13 protein-coding genes and 1 pseudogene are annotated in these 16,461 nt (G+C 44.3%); 8 read left to right on the top strand and 6 right to left on the bottom strand.

Going from position 1 to position 16,461, the window contains the following annotated elements:
• Positions 1-26 precede the first annotated feature (26 nt).
• Complete coding sequence (locus tag OCV19_RS05210; RefSeq protein ID WP_065675652.1) at positions 27-515, bottom strand: hypothetical protein; 489 nt, start codon at positions 513-515, stop codon at positions 27-29.
• 262 nt (positions 516-777) lie between these two features.
• Here OCV19_RS05210 and OCV19_RS05205 point away from each other — a divergent pair, with 262 nt between their 5' ends.
• The 3 genes from OCV19_RS05205 (at position 778) to OCV19_RS05195 (ending at position 4,433) form a co-directional block, all read left to right on the top strand.
• The gene (locus tag OCV19_RS05205) at positions 778-2,040 is read left to right on the top strand and encodes a metal-dependent hydrolase family protein (protein WP_065675651.1); all 1,263 of its coding nucleotides are present in this window, start codon (positions 778-780) and stop codon (positions 2,038-2,040) included.
• Between the two features lie 146 nt (positions 2,041-2,186).
• Positions 2,187-2,600 carry a pentapeptide repeat-containing protein gene (locus OCV19_RS05200; protein WP_065675701.1) on the top strand — a complete coding sequence of 138 codons (414 nt, stop codon included), beginning with the start codon at positions 2,187-2,189 and terminating at the stop codon, positions 2,598-2,600.
• Positions 2,601-2,867: 267 nt separating this feature from the next.
• Positions 2,868-4,433 carry an amidase gene (locus tag OCV19_RS05195; protein ID WP_065675650.1) on the top strand — a complete coding sequence of 522 codons (1,566 nt, stop codon included), beginning with the start codon at positions 2,868-2,870 and terminating at the stop codon, positions 4,431-4,433.
• 6 nt (positions 4,434-4,439) lie between these two features.
• On the opposite strand, the gene OCV19_RS05190 is transcribed toward OCV19_RS05195, so the two are convergent.
• Positions 4,440-5,633, bottom strand: a complete 1,194-nt coding sequence (locus OCV19_RS05190) for an ISL3 family transposase (protein WP_083994269.1) — start codon at positions 5,631-5,633, stop codon at positions 4,440-4,442.
• Positions 5,634-5,770: 137 nt separating this feature from the next.
• On the opposite strand from OCV19_RS05190, the gene OCV19_RS05185 reads away from it, so the two are divergent.
• The 3 genes from OCV19_RS05185 (at position 5,771) to OCV19_RS05175 (ending at position 8,923) form a co-directional block, all read left to right on the top strand.
• Entirely contained in the window at positions 5,771-6,769 is a 999-nt protein-coding gene (locus OCV19_RS05185; protein ID WP_065675649.1) for a DUF2860 family protein, read from the top strand.
• A gap of 104 nt (positions 6,770-6,873) precedes the next feature.
• Entirely contained in the window at positions 6,874-7,893 is a 1,020-nt protein-coding gene (locus OCV19_RS05180; RefSeq protein ID WP_065675648.1) for a helix-turn-helix domain-containing protein, read from the top strand.
• Between the two features lie 136 nt (positions 7,894-8,029).
• Positions 8,030-8,923, top strand: a complete 894-nt coding sequence (locus OCV19_RS05175; RefSeq protein ID WP_065675647.1) for a DMT family transporter — start codon at positions 8,030-8,032, stop codon at positions 8,921-8,923.
• Between the two features lie 112 nt (positions 8,924-9,035).
• On the opposite strand, the gene OCV19_RS05170 is transcribed toward OCV19_RS05175, so the two are convergent.
• Positions 9,036-9,920, bottom strand: a complete 885-nt coding sequence (locus tag OCV19_RS05170; RefSeq protein ID WP_065675646.1) for an SMP-30/gluconolactonase/LRE family protein — start codon at positions 9,918-9,920, stop codon at positions 9,036-9,038.
• Between the two features lie 99 nt (positions 9,921-10,019).
• Between OCV19_RS05170 and OCV19_RS05165 the strand changes: the two genes are divergently transcribed.
• Together OCV19_RS05165 and OCV19_RS05160 are read left to right on the top strand one after the other, a co-directional pair.
• Complete coding sequence (locus OCV19_RS05165; RefSeq protein ID WP_065675645.1) at positions 10,020-10,916, top strand: LysR family transcriptional regulator; 897 nt, start codon at positions 10,020-10,022, stop codon at positions 10,914-10,916.
• A 453-nt stretch (positions 10,917-11,369) separates the two neighbouring features.
• Positions 11,370-12,899, top strand: a pseudogene (locus OCV19_RS05160) (IS3 family transposase).
• A 664-nt stretch (positions 12,900-13,563) separates the two neighbouring features.
• On the opposite strand, the gene OCV19_RS05155 reads toward OCV19_RS05160, so the two are convergent.
• From OCV19_RS05155 to OCV19_RS05145, 3 genes are all read right to left on the bottom strand, one after another.
• A complete protein-coding gene (locus OCV19_RS05155) occupies positions 13,564-14,577 on the bottom strand; it encodes a manganese-dependent inorganic pyrophosphatase (protein ID WP_065676465.1) in 1,014 nt (337 codons plus the stop codon).
• Between the two features lie 440 nt (positions 14,578-15,017).
• On the bottom strand, positions 15,018-15,443 hold the full coding sequence (locus OCV19_RS05150; protein WP_017068116.1) for a septal ring lytic transglycosylase RlpA family protein: 426 nt from the start codon (positions 15,441-15,443) through the stop codon (positions 15,018-15,020).
• Between the two features lie 330 nt (positions 15,444-15,773).
• Positions 15,774-16,265, bottom strand: coding sequence for a VOC family protein (locus tag OCV19_RS05145; RefSeq protein WP_065676466.1), 492 nt, complete (start codon positions 16,263-16,265; stop codon positions 15,774-15,776).
• Between the last annotated feature and the right edge of the window lie 196 nt (positions 16,266-16,461).

Here is a 16,461-nt window from a genome sequence, read left to right as displayed (position 1 = left end):
TATTCACATAGGTATTTTATGTTGTGTTACGCGTTGGTCTCTTTAAGCGCTTTCACATTTGAATCTTGTTTGTCATCCAGAGCAAAGTAGATCTTCGATACAATCACTTCCGCAACCAGAATCGTAAATACCACAGCGAAGAACGCTACCACACCGCCCCAAGGGCCTGTAAAGCTCACCTTCTCGCCGAACAGAAGGTTAATCGCTTCTAACATCACGAATTTTGAGCCCACCAAGATAATGTAAGTGGTGATTGCTCGGTACACCTTAGGCGCGTTGCCCGGCTTGCTTTTGAAGTGCTCGGCAACCTTGTGCTCTAAACCAATAGAGAGCTTCAATAATAGCTGCAACAACAATGCCGCAATCAAAGAGATAGTGAAAGACTCAATGTTAACGAAGTCCCAGTACTCATCGAAGAAGTTAAGCACTACTAAGTCCACCAGCACGGCTAACGTGTAACCTACGAATAGACGTTGTGGTGTGTTGAACCCGTAAACTTTGTCTGATTTAGTCATTCTGTCTCTCTCTAATTTGATAAGTCGCCTTGATTTGAAATACATCTTAGCGTTCGAATCGGATCAAAACTTACCATTTCATGACATCGCCAACATTCATTCCTCAAATTAATAATTCGACAAAAATCCCCTTTGCCTCTCTTATAGCAATAACAAAAACACACCTAATTCACCACTGTCACCAAATGGCCATTATTCAAATGCTGCGCCCCATATGATGACCCCATCAGCGACACACACTCATTTCCAAAAGGTGCAGACTATGAAAAAGCTAATCACTAACGCGAACGTATTTAACGGTGTTGATAACAACTTAATCGAGAACGTATCAATCCTCATCGAAGATAACTTGATCACTCAGATTGGAGAGATTGACCCAACGATTGCCGATGAAACGATTGATGCTCAAGGTGGCACAGTCATGCCAGGCCTGATTGATGCACACGTTCATATCACTTTATCTGCACCTTTCAATGTGATTGATACCATGACACGCGAAGAAGTGGCGATTCGCTCAGCGAAGATTTCGGAAGAGATGCTGATGCGCGGCTTTACTACCATTCGTGATGTAGCGGGTAACACACTTGGCCTTAAAAACAGTATCGACAACGGCTATGCCACTGGCCCACGTATTCTGCCTTCAATGGCAGCTATCTCACAAACCTGTGGTCACTCCGATTACCGTCAAAACCAAGCACAAGAGCGTTTAGCAAACGGCCATGAAGACTCACCAATGATGAAGCAAGGCTCAATGAAAGTGGCCGATGGGCGTTCAGAAGTATTGAAAGCGGTGCGTGAACAGCTATTCATGGGCGCGTCACAAATCAAGATCATGGCTGGTGGTGGCGCATCTTCAACCTTCGACCCGCTAGACACATTGCAATTTACATCAGACGAGATGAAAGCCGCAGTTGAGGCCGCTTCCGATTACGGCACTTATGTCGCTGCGCACATCCACACCTCTGATGCGATGCGCCGAGCGGCAGAAGCGGGCGTGATGTCTTTCGAACACGCGACGATCATGGACGACGACATTGCCGAGATCATTAAAGAGAAAGGCATTTGGGTGATTCCTTCTTACTTTACTTCTTCATTGATTGCAGAGCGCAAGATCCCGCTGCCGAATGAGGAGACATACCGCAAGACAGAACGCGTAGGCAAAGCCATGTTCAAGTCAGCAGAACTGATTAAGAAATACGACATCCAGAACATCGCTTTTGGCACTGACTGTGTAGGTGAAACCAACGTTCACGCGACACAATTGAATGAACTTGGTGCGATTGAGCAAGTATTCGATACCATCACCGCACTTCGCATGGCGACATCAAACTGTGGACGCTTGTTCGAGATGTCGACTTACCAGCACCCGTACCAAGAAGGCAAACTTGGTCAAGTGGTTGAAGGCGCGTATGCCGACCTATTGATCATCGATGGCAACCCACTGGACAGTGTTGCTTGTGTGGCAAACACAGAGACACAAAAACTGATCATGAAAGACGGCAAAGTGTATAAAAACACGCTTTAACCTCGAAAAGCGCTCTTCCCCTACCCCATAAAACAACAAATCTAAAGCAAATAACCGAGATGACTAACTTGGTTGTTTGCTTTTCTTTGAATCGCCTAAAGCTGATCTCGCTTTCGACCAACAAACTCTGGCAACAACTCAATTCTATTTTTGAACAACATAAACTCTGGCTAAAAAACCAAGGCGGCGAACGAATACAATTAGGTAATACCGATCTAAGTAATCTAGCGCTTCAAGATGTTGACCTTCGTTGCGCCAACCTGATACGTACCGATTTTAGTGGCGCCGATTTATCGGGTGCGAACATGAATGAGGCTAACATCACCTATGCCAATTTCAGCCACGCAAACCTCAACAATACCAGCTTCCGCGATGCTGACCTACGTAACGCCAACATGAGTCACGCCCAAATGCTCAACGTCGATTTACTGCGCGCCGATTTATTTCGCACCGATTTCAGCAATGCCCAAGTCAGTGACTCTGCTTTCAAACGAATCGACACAGGCAATACCATTATTGAGTTGCGAGATCCTACCCGACAGTGTCTCTCTGCCAATTAGGCTCAAACAGTTACTATCTGCAATGCGCTGATATAAGGGCAGCGCATACCCAAGCAACATATCCCCAAACAAATCGAATAAGCATGGCCTATACATAACCCGACAAACGAGTTGGCGTGAATGGTATGAATGTTGGCGGTATTTGCACTGCAAGCAAACACTCCGATCTTTATTCTAGTTCCATAAATCAGCACACGGAGTGAAGATAGATCTAGCAAGCTAGATTTCGAAACAAGGATAGTGACTTTCTAACTTGGGATAGAAACTATGACTATCAATGAATTAAAGCGCAGAGATTTTTTCAAAGTTATGGGAAAAGGCGCCGTTTCAGCTGCGGCTATCTCTCTGCCTACCTTAGCGAATGCAACTTCGCCAACCAATTTGCCTTCAGATCACCAAACCGTTTACTCGCCACTGGATGCAACTGAGATGGCGAACCTGATAAGAGACAAAAAAGCCTCGCCAAAAGAGTTTGTACAAGAAGCCATCTACAAAATTCGCCAGACCAATGATCAGGTTAATGCGGTTGTTGCTGAGTGCTTTGACTTAGCGCTTGAGCGAGCAAACTCATTTAACCCGAACTCACCCTTTGCCGGCGTGCCTTTCTTGGTGAAAGACTGCGTTGATTTTGCTGGGCTTGAATGCACCCTGGGTTCGAAGCTAAACCAAGGCAGAAAACCCAACGCGACCTCTTGGTTTATTCGAGCGACTCAAAATGCAGGGCTGAACACCATTGGCATGACGAACATCCCTGAGATGATGACACTAGGCTGCACCCAGAACTCCCTTTATGGCGCGACGCGCAACCCATGGGATCTAGGCCGAGGTGTTCACTCATCGACTGGCGGTGGCGCAGCAGCGATTGCAGCTGGCTATGTACCCTTAGTGCATTCTACTGATGGCGGCGGCTCTTCTCGTATGCCCGCTTCGGCGACTGGAATTTTTGGCTTTAAACCAAGTCGAGAATCTTTGATCTTAGGGCTAACTGACGGTTCAACAGACGAAGGTTTTACTCATCAATCGTTTATTTCGAGAACCGTTCGTGACGCTGCTTTGGCAGTTTCAGTCACAGAGCATCATACAAAAAATGACTTTGAGACGCCTTTTCCTCGAACCCCAATAGGAATGGTTAATGCTTCTCTTAACCGTCAGATAAAGATTGGCGTCACCCTCAAAGATATACACGGCAGGCTTCCCGATAAAGATACGCTCGCAGCCATTCGTTCTACGATCTCTTTGCTCGAAAGCCTTGGGCATATCGTTATCGAAGTTGAACAACCCATCCAAGATGGCGATGTGTTCATGCGTAACTACATGGGCGTATTTGGCAACAAAATGGCAAGCTTTGCTGAGCAATTCGATCGCCTAGGGATGCCGCTAGAATCGATGCCAGACAAAGTCAGCGACAACGTCGTCTATTTAGCTCGCACGATGCAAGCGCGCTTAAAAGCTACTCCTAGCTTGTATATCGACTCTCAAGAACGATGCCGAAACTTCGCGATCAATCACAACCGAGAGTTCTTTAAAAACATCGATATATGGCTCACCCCTTGTGCAAACCATGTTCCTTTGGACATCGAATATTTCGACCAGAAAACGCACTCCGGCAAAGAGATATGGGCACGTTCAGAGAAATTGATGTCCTACACGCCAATCGAAAACGTGGCTGGCCATCCGGCGATGTCGGTTCCCTTGTATTGGAACAAGCAGAACCTTCCTGTTGGTAGCCACTTTTCCGCAGCGAGAGGCAACGACCGCCTGTTATTTGAATTGGCCTATCAACTAGAACACGCCAAGCCTTGGGCAAACAGAAAAGCCCCGATTGCGCTTTAAAAAGGTTCATCGCGGCTTTCCGGGGAAAGCCGATTTTATCTTCAAGAAGAAGTAGTCTGTATCTCGATACCCATATCCCGTTCGCTTGATTAGCTTTATCTTGTTGTTTATCCCTTCTAGGGTGCAGGTGTTTAGCGGATAACTTGCCGATGCGATAATACCGTGAAGATAAGGACTCAGTTTTCGAGCGAACTCTTTCAATGGCTTAATTCCACTCTCTTGTACTTGTGCCCACCAAGCCTCCCAGAGCCCTTTAGCATGTGCTTCTGATTCACAATACCAAAGCTCTTTGAGTTGTGCTCCGAGGATGTAAGTGGTCATTAAGTCCTTATTGATATTCAATATTTCTGTAAGATAGCTGTCTTGCCGTGGATTTAAGTTGCCTCTATTTTTCAACAACACCCAGCGTGAGCGCTTGACCCATTGCCTCGCTTTTTTATCTTGCTTGAGTTTGTTGGCTTGGTCGACTCTGACTCTATCCATGACCTCACGACCGAACTTAGCAACAACATGGAATAAGTCGTAAACGATTTTTGCGTTCGGGCAGTGCGCTTGAACTTCAAGGTCAAAAGCCGTATTCATGTCCATCGCGACCGCTTCGATATTATTGCCATGCTTGCCTAACAGCTCGAAGAACGGTCGTATGTCCTTGCGGCTACGGCCTAACCCTATCCAAATGACTTGATGAGTCTTAGCGTCAGCAATGACCGTGGCATACCTGTGCCCTTTAAAGATAGCGAACTCGTCCATGACGAGTTGCCTTAGCTCTTCCCATTTCACTGACGATACAACTTGTCGAAGTCGGCGTTTATCTATCTCTTTAATGGTGTGCCAATGTACGCTCGTTAACTGGGAGATATGCTTAATGGGAAGAAGAGGCAGCAGTTGTTCTATATGATTTTTTAAGCGCTTCGTGATACGAGCATAAGGCTCTAACCAAGATAGAGACTCTGTTTTTATGCCGCAGTCACGACACTTAATTCTTCGTGTTTGAACGGAAAGTTCAACAGGAACACCGAGCAACATGGCCTTTTTTACATGACGCCATTGATACTCATGAATAGCTTCGGCTTCAAGACCACAAAGGCACTTTTCCTCAAAGTTAGGTTTAAGAGTCAGGGTAATCAGTGATGCTGTCTGATGAGACTTTACTATTTGAAAGCCTTCCCAGAATGAAGTTAGGAAAGTATAATTCGGCATGAAAACGGTAGTTTGTGTATGATTTTTGTTTGGCGACTAAACCATATCACTTACTACCGTTTTTGATTCCCGTTAATCCGCGATGAACCTTTAAAAAGCGATTCAATTTAGAAAACCATTTAAGTACGAGTCTTTTGATGAAACATATTATTTTCCTATTCTTGGCAAGTCTGACGCTTGCGCCATACTCATTCGCAGCTCTAGCACCAAGCGAAGGCTTCAGTGGCAACATGACCTTCCTAACCGGCTTCACCGCAAACTCAAGCAACCTCGATGTTGGTCAAAGCAACCATCAATCTCAAGCTGATTTAACGTCGTCGGGTAATACGGAAGCCGAGGGAATGGTCGCTGTTTTGGGTTCAGTGCAATACACCTTTGGCGCTTTGAATCACAAACAGTTTTTCTTAGGTACCTCAAGAGACGACATCATCACAGGTACGCTGGCATTTGAAATTGGATATAGGCAGCAAGTGGAAAGTGGCATGGTGGTTGATTTTTCTATCTTGCCAACTCTGATATCTGGCGAAGTGTGGGATGACCCTTATGCTGTTGACTCAAATAGGAAAGAAACCGACCTCACTGGCACTGTGGTTCGAATGCAGCTTTCAAGAATAATGGGCTCGAACTTTAATCTCGATGTCGCTTCTGGTGAGTCAGACGTTAAAAAAGAAAACACCGGTCTAAAGGGGCTTGGTTTAACTGACGAAGAACGCGCACTGATGATTCGAGAACGAAAGTACTTTTATCTCAAGTCTGGTTATCAGTACTTCTTGAAAGATGGGTCAGGCATTCTCACACCTTCAATGAATGTTTTCTCTTCAGATTCTGAGGGTGATGCACTGTCGTTCTTGAGCCTTGGCGCGGAAATCAACCTAGCGAAAAGATACGGAAATCATGGTCTTGCTTTAACACTCAATGCAGCAAAACGCAGCTATGATAAAGAGAACCCAATTTTTAATAAGACACGTGAAGACAAAGACTTTGGCGCCTTCGTTGCTTATGAATACGCCAATATCTTTGATGCAAAAAACTGGTCTCTGGTGTCACTACTCGGCGCCAAGACAACGAATTCAAACATTGAGTATTACCAATCATCACAATATGTGGTTTCAGTCGGTGTTGATTACAAATTCTAAGGTTGAACTGAGATTTTCATTGCTTGTAACCCGTAAACAAATCCTTTAATTTGGACATATTACCGAGAAGAACACTCTTCAATCGCCAGAAATAACAGGGAGTTATGGTGGAAAGTTTTAGTACTCAGTTGCCCATATTTTGGTTTAAAACTTTAGATTCTGCTATTCAGGCTAGAATTGGAGACAGCAGCGATATCTGGTCGGGAGCAGAGGTCTATAAACAACTTTGCTCCGCCGAATCGATCTCGGCTTATCAGCTTCAAACCGCCATCACCAATATCTACCAACGCTTTGATCATGAACTGATCGACCTGTTTGATGAATCCGCTCGCCACTTCGATGAGCTTGAGATGGGCGCTCCGGTAATGGCTATGCTCACTGCACCAAACCTTGCCAGCTTTTGCCAGCTTCTGAGTCGATACTCAACTCACATACATCCACTACTGAAAATATTCAGTCGCGAAACAGAGTGTGGTGACATAGAACTTTGGACAGTAACCCCAGAGTACATCGACGAAACTACCCTGATGACACACATCAGCTTAGGGCTCTATTTCAGTATTATGATCAAGCTCGTTCGTAGGTACCTTAATGCGCCGAATCAAAAGCTCTCCATTCACATCCATAAGAACACCATCGGTGATGAGTTCTTGAGCGTCTATGAGCGTGTCTTTAATGTTGAAATGAAGGAAGGCTTCCCCGCCCGCTACCTCCTATTTCCTAACGATCTTGTCCAAGCGAAACCTCGCCAATTCCAAGCCGACTTTCATGCAGAGTTAGTACGAATCGCCGACCAACAGATGGAAAAAACATTAAAAACCAACCTAATCTACAAAGTGAATGAAACGTTCAAAGTGCTCGCGGTGAAAGACACCAACCTAGATAGCGTGGCGAATAATCTTCACATCAGCCCTCGAACCCTGAATCGTAAACTTAAACAACAAGGTGTGAGTTTTCGTCGTTTGTTCGATAAATACCGACTTGAGCTGAGCCTGACGCTACTAAATCAAAACGACGGCAACATTACCTATGTGGCTCACGAACTTGGCTTCTCAGACTCGAGCGCATTCAGTCGAGCATTCAAAAACTGGACTGGACACTCACCTACTGAACTCAGGTCGTAATAGCAGATCTCGCACCCCATACCACTAAGCATCGAACGACATTGTTCTTACTTGGTTTTTTGTTCTTACATATTTTCGATTCTCATGTATTATGTGCGCCCATAATTGTATGACAAATATGTAGCGCCGTTTCTGTATGACCAAAGCCACCAACCACGCGATTTTGCTCTTAGTATTCGCCAACCTGCTCGCCTCCTTTTCAGACGTCTCACTCAAAGTGCTGAACGGTGAAGTGCCCACGTTCCAATATGTGTTTATCCGCCAGCTATTGAGCGTGATGTTGCTGCTTCCTTTTTGGTTAAAGCTACCCAAAGAGACACGCATGCAAGGTGGTTGTCGCATCAACTTCTTGCGGGCTCAATTCATCCTAGTGGGAAGTGGCTGCGCAATGATTGCCATCACACACCTCACCTTGGCGACCGCAAATGCGATGTTCTATGTTGGGCCTATTCTCATGCTCCCGCTTTCTATTGTTTTATTGAAAGAGAAGCCGACATCATCAAAAGTGGTCGCGACATTGATTGGTTTCGTGGGTGTGTTAATCGTGTTGCGTCCAGAACAATTTCACTGGGCCGCTATTGCAGGCTTAGGCAGTGCGCTCGCAATGGGTGTCGGCAATATTTTGATTAAACGTCTTCACGCAGAGCAACACATTATCTCGACACTATTTTGGACCAGTGTGATGACTCTGCCGCTGGCGTTGGCTCTTGCTCTACCTGCATGGGCGGCGATTGAATGGCGTCATGTTGGGTGGATTATGGCAATCAACCTGTTCGTTCTTGGATACCATGCCCTTGTGGTGGTCGCTTATAAAAAAGCGCCAGCAAACCAAATTGCTCTCTCAGAATATTCGGGGTTGGTGTTTGTGACCCTATTTGGCGTGATGTGGTTTGACGAGATTCCAGATATGTTGACCCTTGTCGGCATCAGCCTGATCGTCATTCCTATGATGCCAATAAAATGGAAAAAGTACTTCAGCAGGTCAAATCAAACGGCGCTAGATCTAAAAGCTAATCAGCCTAAGCCTTAATTGCCAGCAGCATCATTACTGCGCATTGAGCTAACCCACTTTAGACATATTCAAATGAGAAAAGGGACCGGTATTTCTACCCGTCCCTTTTTATTTTCGTTTGTATAAGGTGTTACTTAAGCTTGAACACCAACACTTTGTTGTATGCCGTTACCATCAGTAAGTCTTGCTGTTTCCCGCCAATTTCTAGGTTGCTGATATGGCCCGCATCAATAGCAATGAAGTCTATCTGCTTACCGTCTTTATCGAACACCCCCACGCCACCGTGCGCTGCAGCAAATAGGTTGTCATCGACATCAACAGCGACGCCATCAACCATAGGTTCAGAACCAGACTCCGCCTTCACCTGGGCAAATTGCGTCTTATTGCTGAGTGACTGTCCATCAACATCAAATCGGTATACCCAGCCATCAGATGTGTCGGCAACGTATAACGAAGATTCATCAGAAGAAAATGCGATGCCGTTTGGTAGCTTGAACTCTCCAGTGATCAACTTTAGATCACCATCTAAATAACGATAAACGCCATTAACCGGTTGCTCTGGTTCTGCCTTTGCTGGGCCGTAACCTTGAATACCAAACGGAGGATCGGTAAACCACACACTGCCATCACTGTTAACAGTTAAATCGTTAGGGCTATTAAGCAGCTTGCCGTTATACGTTGCAGCGACAATCACTTTCTCTCCGTTGCCTTCACGGTACGACAACTTTCTATCATGGCGGGCAGCCCACAGGTTGCCTTTGGCATCAATATCGAGACCATTAGCATAACCAGAATTGTCATCAAACACGCTCAACTTGCCGTTAAGATCGTAAGAATAGGTTGTGTTATTTGGAATGTCGCTAAACAAGAAACGTTGATGTTCCACATCCCATGTTGGGCCTTCAACAAAGCCGAATGAGTCTCCAACCAGTGTTGGGTTGCTTTCTACAACAGAGGCAGCTGAAACATTCATAGAGGCAGCCATTGCAGCGGTAATAAGTAGTAATTTGTTCATTGTTCTTCTCCTTTCTGTTTACGTTTTGAATCTTAGTTTCTTGAAGGAGTGAGAAAAACAGTACAAAATGACTTCACTGTTTACTAAATGGCGCTAATGATGAATTTGATTTATATGCAGACCTTCTTGACTGTCGCCGAAGAGCAAAGCTTCACCAAGGCCGCTGAAGTATTGGATGTGTCGAAAGGTTTAGTGTCTCGGCATGTACAACGACTCGAAGAAACATTGAATTCTAAGCTGTTTCACAGAACGACTCGTTCCATCAGCCTCACGGAAGTGGGTGAAGAGTTGTATTCGAAAGCGAAGCAAATTCAACTATTAGCAATCGAAGCGGAAATGCGTGTCTTAGACATGACGCAGGAAGTGGCAGGCGATTTGAAAATTACCGCGCCGATAGAGTTTGGGCGTGCGCTTTGTCGTCATATCATCCCTACTTTCAAGCAAGAGTACCCAAAAGTGGATTTGATTCTCGACTTTGGGCCGATGAAAAAGAAGATAGAGTCTGGCGACTTTGACATTGCTTTCCGAGCCTACGATGAACTCCCTAATGATGTGATTGCCAACGATCTCGGGCACATCCGCAATGTTCTCGTTTGCAGTGCGGATTACGCATCAACTTACCCACTCGCCACCACCAAAGACATCCATAAATGCAGCTTCATTCTTAACAGTCAAAATGAACGTTGGAATCAGCTGGAGTTGATCAATGGTGAGCAAACCTACCATGTTGAAGTAACTGGAAGCGTTAGCTCGAATACCTACAGTTCAATTTTAGAGTTGGCGATGCAAGGGATAGGTGTCGCCAGTTTGCCGTTCTATCAAGTCGAAGAGCTGCTCAAACAAGGTGAGCTTATTCACGTGTTCCCAGAATGGTCGATAAAAGCCCAAAAGCTAAGCCTTATCTATGCTCAAAGAAGAGTAACACCGCAGAAGTTGGTCACTTTTAACCGAGCGGTAAAAGAGTGGTTGGAATCGAATAACGCTTATACGTTGTGAGTTTTAGAGCACTAAATCTTTCAATTAGAATGCATGTGCGCTCCATTCATATCAGGCGCAATCACAATACTTTTCAATAGCTGATAGGCTGCCGTGTGTTCGTCGATTTTGAAACACCCTCTAACTCCCCCTTAAGTTGATTTCATCAACCCCTCTAGATTGACGACCGAGGGGGAGAATCTTCTTTGGCGCTGAACGTGTAAATGCACATGCCGCCATCGGTATTCAGTTCCTCCCCTTTCCACGAATCATAATGGATCGAAGATGCGGATTAAGGGGAGGTTTCTCCATCACCTTTTGAAAAAATAAATCTCGCGTGAAAAAATAAAATGCATTGATCAAAAGTAATCTTCACAAAACGAAAGTAACAGTTTTCATTTTTGACAATTTCCCTATCTGGCAGGGTAGTTGTCACTGTTAAAATTTAACCAGTTTGGGCGATAAAGAGTAATTGTGTCTCGTATCTCAGTAGAAAGAAAAGAAGCTATATTGAAGAAGCTGTTGCCTCCATATTCAATGTCAGTTAAAGAAGTGTCGGAAGAGGAAGGAATTAGCACTGCGACCCTGTATCATTGGCGCAAGCAACTCAGACGTTCAGGAGCCGCAGTGCCAAATAGCAACACTTCATCAGAGCAGTGGTCTGCTCAAACTAAACTCGCCATCGTCGCTGAAACCTACTCAATGACAGAAAGTGAACTCAGCCAATATTGTCGTGAAAAGGTCTTTTCCAGAGCAAATCAAAGCTGGCGCAGCGATTGTATGCAAGGGTTTAAGTCGAGTAAAGAGCAGGAAGCTGAAGCAAAGAAGCAGGCTAAAGCTGACAAACTTGAAATCAAAGAGTTGAAGAAAGATTTACGACTCAAAGAAAAAGCACTCGCTGAAACGGCCGCTCTCTTGGTACTAAGAAAAAAGCTGAGAGCCTTTTACGGGAAGAGCCAGAGGACGACTAACCTCAACCGATGAAAGGCAGACCATAGTGACTCTTATCCTTGAAGCGAAGCAATGCGGATGTCGTTTAGAGCCAGCTTGCCATGAAGTTCAAATCGACTTGAGAACGTATCGTCGCTGGTATCAGCAAGGTGAAGTTCAAGCTGACAAAAGGCCAATATGCCTCAGACCTGAGCCTGCTAACAAGCTGTCGCAGGAAGAGCGTGATGCGATAATCGAGGTGTGTAACCGCTCTGAGTTCGCAAGCTTGCCTCCAACTCAAATCGTCCCGACACTGCTTGATAGAGGTGAGTATATCGCCTCTGAGTCGAGCTACTACCGAGTGTTGAGTACGCAGGGCAACTTCACAAACGAGGTCGTCAGCGGAGCAGACAGAAGCAAGCGAAGCCAACCAGTTACACAGCGACGGACTCGAACCAAGTCTATACGTGGGATATCACTTACTTACCTTCAAAAGTTCGAGGCCAACATTATTACCTGTATGTCATTGAGGACATCTACAGTCGAAAAATTGTTGGTTATGAAGTGTATGAGCATGAATGCGGTGAGCTGGCGTCACAACTTCTGCAACGAACGTTGATGCGAGAGCAGTGCTTCAATCAAGCGCTGGTTCTTCACTCCGATAATGGTGCGCCGATGAAGTCGTTGACGTTCAAAGCCAAAATGGAAGAGTTAGGTATTACTTCATCGTATAGTCGCCCAAGAGTCAGTGATGATAACCCGTATGTTGAGTCATTGTTCCGCACGGTAAAGTACATGCCAAGCTGGCCAACAAAGGGCTTTGAAACAATCGATAGTAGCCGAAGTTGGGTTGAAGCCTTCGTACGCTGGTACAACACCGAGCACAAGCACAGTCAGCTAAATTACGTCACGCCTTCAGAGCGTCACAATGGAAAAGATAAAGAGATCTTGAAGCGTCGTGTAGAGGTATTGCTCGCTGCAAAACAGCGAAAGCCTGAGCGGTGGTCTGGTGATATCAGGAACTGTGCGCCTGTTGGTGACGTTCACCTAAATCCAGAAAGAGAAGCTGCTTAATAAGTAAGCAAATGATGACAACTACCTTGAAAAACACCGATTTCGTGTCTTTCTTTGTAAGTAACACCGTGTGGCTTATTGAATAAAATATTTATGGTTACCGTTAGTATTGGTCACGTGATGGCGTAATAAAAAGGTGACGCCATCTAGCTATTGAAAAGTTGGTTCTACAATAGACACATTTGTATCTGGACTTTTGGTATAAGCGCCCCAATCTTCCGCGTCTAATTCGGTGGTATCGAGGTTTTTTGCAACAAGCCATAAATTGAACAGGCCTCACACTACACTCCATTTATTTGATGTTGGTTCCATATTTATTCTACGTACCGACATCTCGCTCAGTAAAGTAATGGGGCATATAACCAAAAGTTATAATTTAATTTCTTTTAATACTAAGTTTGCATGTTTGTTATTATTTATATTTAGCCGATTACTAACGTGAATGAAGTGGATCATTCCATTAAATATAAGAAAGTTTTAGTTCGTTAAACATACATTTCTATTTAAATTTGATATCACGGTATAAAAATCGAATTGTTATAAATGAGAGCAAAGTCATACGATGAATTCTAAGCTTTAATGAATAAACTTAAAAATGAGTGAAGGGATTGGTATCTCTACCAATCCCTTCACTACTTATTTATAAAGTAACGGCTCTTACTCTCTACAAACTCTCAATTGCCTTTTGAACTGCAGGGCCAATCTGGCGCTTACGTGAGGTTACGCCTTCCAAAATCAGCATGTCGCTTGTTGGTTCAGCGTTGAAAGCCGACTTGATGACTTGATAGTCGCTTTCATCTACCCACAGTAAGTTTGCTTCTTTGTTCTTAGTGTCTGTGATGGAGAAGAACAGATGGTCTAGCCCGTTCTCTTCTTTGTAAGTCTTCATTGCTGCTAAAAGATCGCCTTTACGATCAATCAGTTGTTGAGCCGTTAGCGTTTCAGCGACACCGATACCCACCTGTTTGCCACCGTATTTAAAGTTTTTGTAATCCAGCGTCAGAATGGTTTCAGAAGAAAGGTGGCTGAGATCCGACTTAGCAATCAGCATCTGTTGACCGAAATCTTCGATATCTGAAATGCCTGCAACTTTTGCAAGTTTCTCTGCGTATTCACGATCATGCTCAGTCGTGGTCGATGATTGGAATACCACAGTATCAGAGAGAATCGCGCCTAAGCCGACACAAGCAAGGTGCTTAGGTAGGGTCACATCCAACTTTTCAGCGTTGTCAGCCAGAATAGTTGCAGCAGATCCCCAACCTCGAATATCCATTTCGACAATTTGTGGTGTGTTAATCGGTGAGCCACCAATTGCGTGATGATCAACCACCGCAACAATAGATGATTGGTCAATGGTTGGCGCTAGCTGAGTGACTTGGTTGAAATCCACCAGCCCCACTCGGTATGAGGAGTAATCTGTCTCTACGCGTGGCGATTCTGCATTACAGTAGTTCAAGATGAAGGTGGATTCTGGATTAATCGGCTCTGGAACTGTCGCTGTACCGCCATAGATATGAGCCGCGAGCATCGCAGACACTACCGTGTCGCTGTCTGGGCTTAGATGCCCTGTCCATACGAGATCTTCACTGTTTTCATTGGCAGATTGTTGCAAGCTAAAAGCAAAACTTGCTGAACTGAAAGACATAATTACGGCTGCAACGACAGGGGTTAGCTTCACGGGTACTTCCTTATTTGAATTCGATATAGAACTCCATAAGCTAAACACCAAAAATTTCAGAACCGTGTCACCAATATTTCAGATTTACTTCAGTAAGTAACTAAATGTAATTGCCCTTAGGCTTTCACTGTTAATCACACCGAAGCTCAACTTGGATTAGGTTAGCTTTTCATTATTTCACAATGAATTTCAATGAACCCTAATGATAAGAAAGCTAAGACACTGATTTATTGACCACATAACATCATCAACCCGCATACTAGAAATGAGATAATCTTATTAAAATTTGATTAGAAGAAGACTAAAAAAGGCTACAACGCAGCCTTATTGAGTAAGCGTAAATGAGCTATTCATTCACCGATATCGCGATTCTGTTTCTCCCCTTCCCCACTACAGTAAGGGATCGGAGATGTACACCAAGGGGAGGTTAGGAGGGGATTCTAGTGCTTGTATCGAAAGGTGTTGCTGTCATCAATAATCTCAATTTTGACTTTTACTACGCCTTTCTTGACGTCACCAATTTGAGAAAATGCTTTGTGGGAAAGGTCAATCACTCGGCCTTTAACGTAAGGACCTCGATCGTTAATTTTCACATCGACTGACTTGTTATTAGCTGTATTGGTCACCCTCACGATAGTCCCAAATGGCAAGGTTTTATGAGCGGCTGTATAGGCGTTTTTATTATACGTTTCACCACTTGCTGTCAGTTTTCCGTGGAATTTATCGCCATACCAAGAAGCCACTCCCACAAGCGCATGTGAATTGGCATAGCCCTTTGTTTTTGAAGTATCGACGGCCGCATGTGACGAGCATCCGGCAAGCAAAGTAATAAGAAAAGCGGCAAAGATAAGGTTTAGTTTTTTCATGCTATTTGAGTAGATCTTCTTCATGTAATGTTTATCTATTTTCATTGTAGTGCGGTTCAGCAGTATTAAGCTGAGTATTGTGAGTTCTCAGCGAGGGCTATCACCAATGTGATTCCGCAATATTTTCATGAAGCACACTCGCTTCAGTCATATTCATGAAAGGTTTTATCTTCAAAACGTCAAATTTAACAATGCCTTAAGCTGTTGATTTATTAACCACCACATAATGGAGCACTTAAAAGCACACAAACACAAAAAGGATTGGTATCGCTACCAATCCTCTTTAGGGGGTGTTTCGGTTTTCTACCTTATGACAAGTAGGTAACGCGATTACTCGTAATCAGTCGCGTACGTGTCTTCGTATGTGTGCGAGTAGAATTCGAACAGGTTACCAAACGGGTCTTCTAGGTAAACCATTTGTGCTTGTTTTAGTTCGTCTTCTGGGTGGTAACGCATGATGTCCATACGAACCTTACCGCCAAACTCTTCAACACGCTTAATCGCTGAATGAAACTGCTCTTTTGGAAGCTGCAGACAGAAGTGGAAGATACCTAAGCGAGAGAAATCAACTTCGTGACGCTCTTGGCGCTCTTTCATTTCGAACAGCTCAACACCGATGCCATCAGATGTTACTAGGTGAGCAATGCTGAAACCTTTGAAGCCTTCACCGAACACAGCGATACACATTCGGCCGATTGCTGATTCGCGCTCTTCCATCACTTTGGTGTTGTTCATTACGACTCTTAGACCTAAAGCTTTCGTGTAAAACTCGACTGCTTTGTCCATGTCGCCAACCATGATGCCTACGTGATTCATTTTCATAACTTTCTCCAAATTCTCTTTAATTCTGTATTTTTCGAAGACTCGCTTCGGTGTTTCGTTTCGATGGAGAGAGTATATGGAGATACGACGATTAACTGAAATTATCATAATTTATATTAATGATAATTTTATGTTATTCATAAAATTAAGTGAGATGCCAACACGTCACACAATAAGTTAAAGTTGAGAGCCACAT

It is taken from the genome of Vibrio celticus, assembly GCF_024347335.1.
Lineage (GTDB): Bacteria > Pseudomonadota > Gammaproteobacteria > Enterobacterales > Vibrionaceae > Vibrio > Vibrio celticus.
This window is presented reverse-complemented; position numbering and strand designations above follow the sequence as displayed.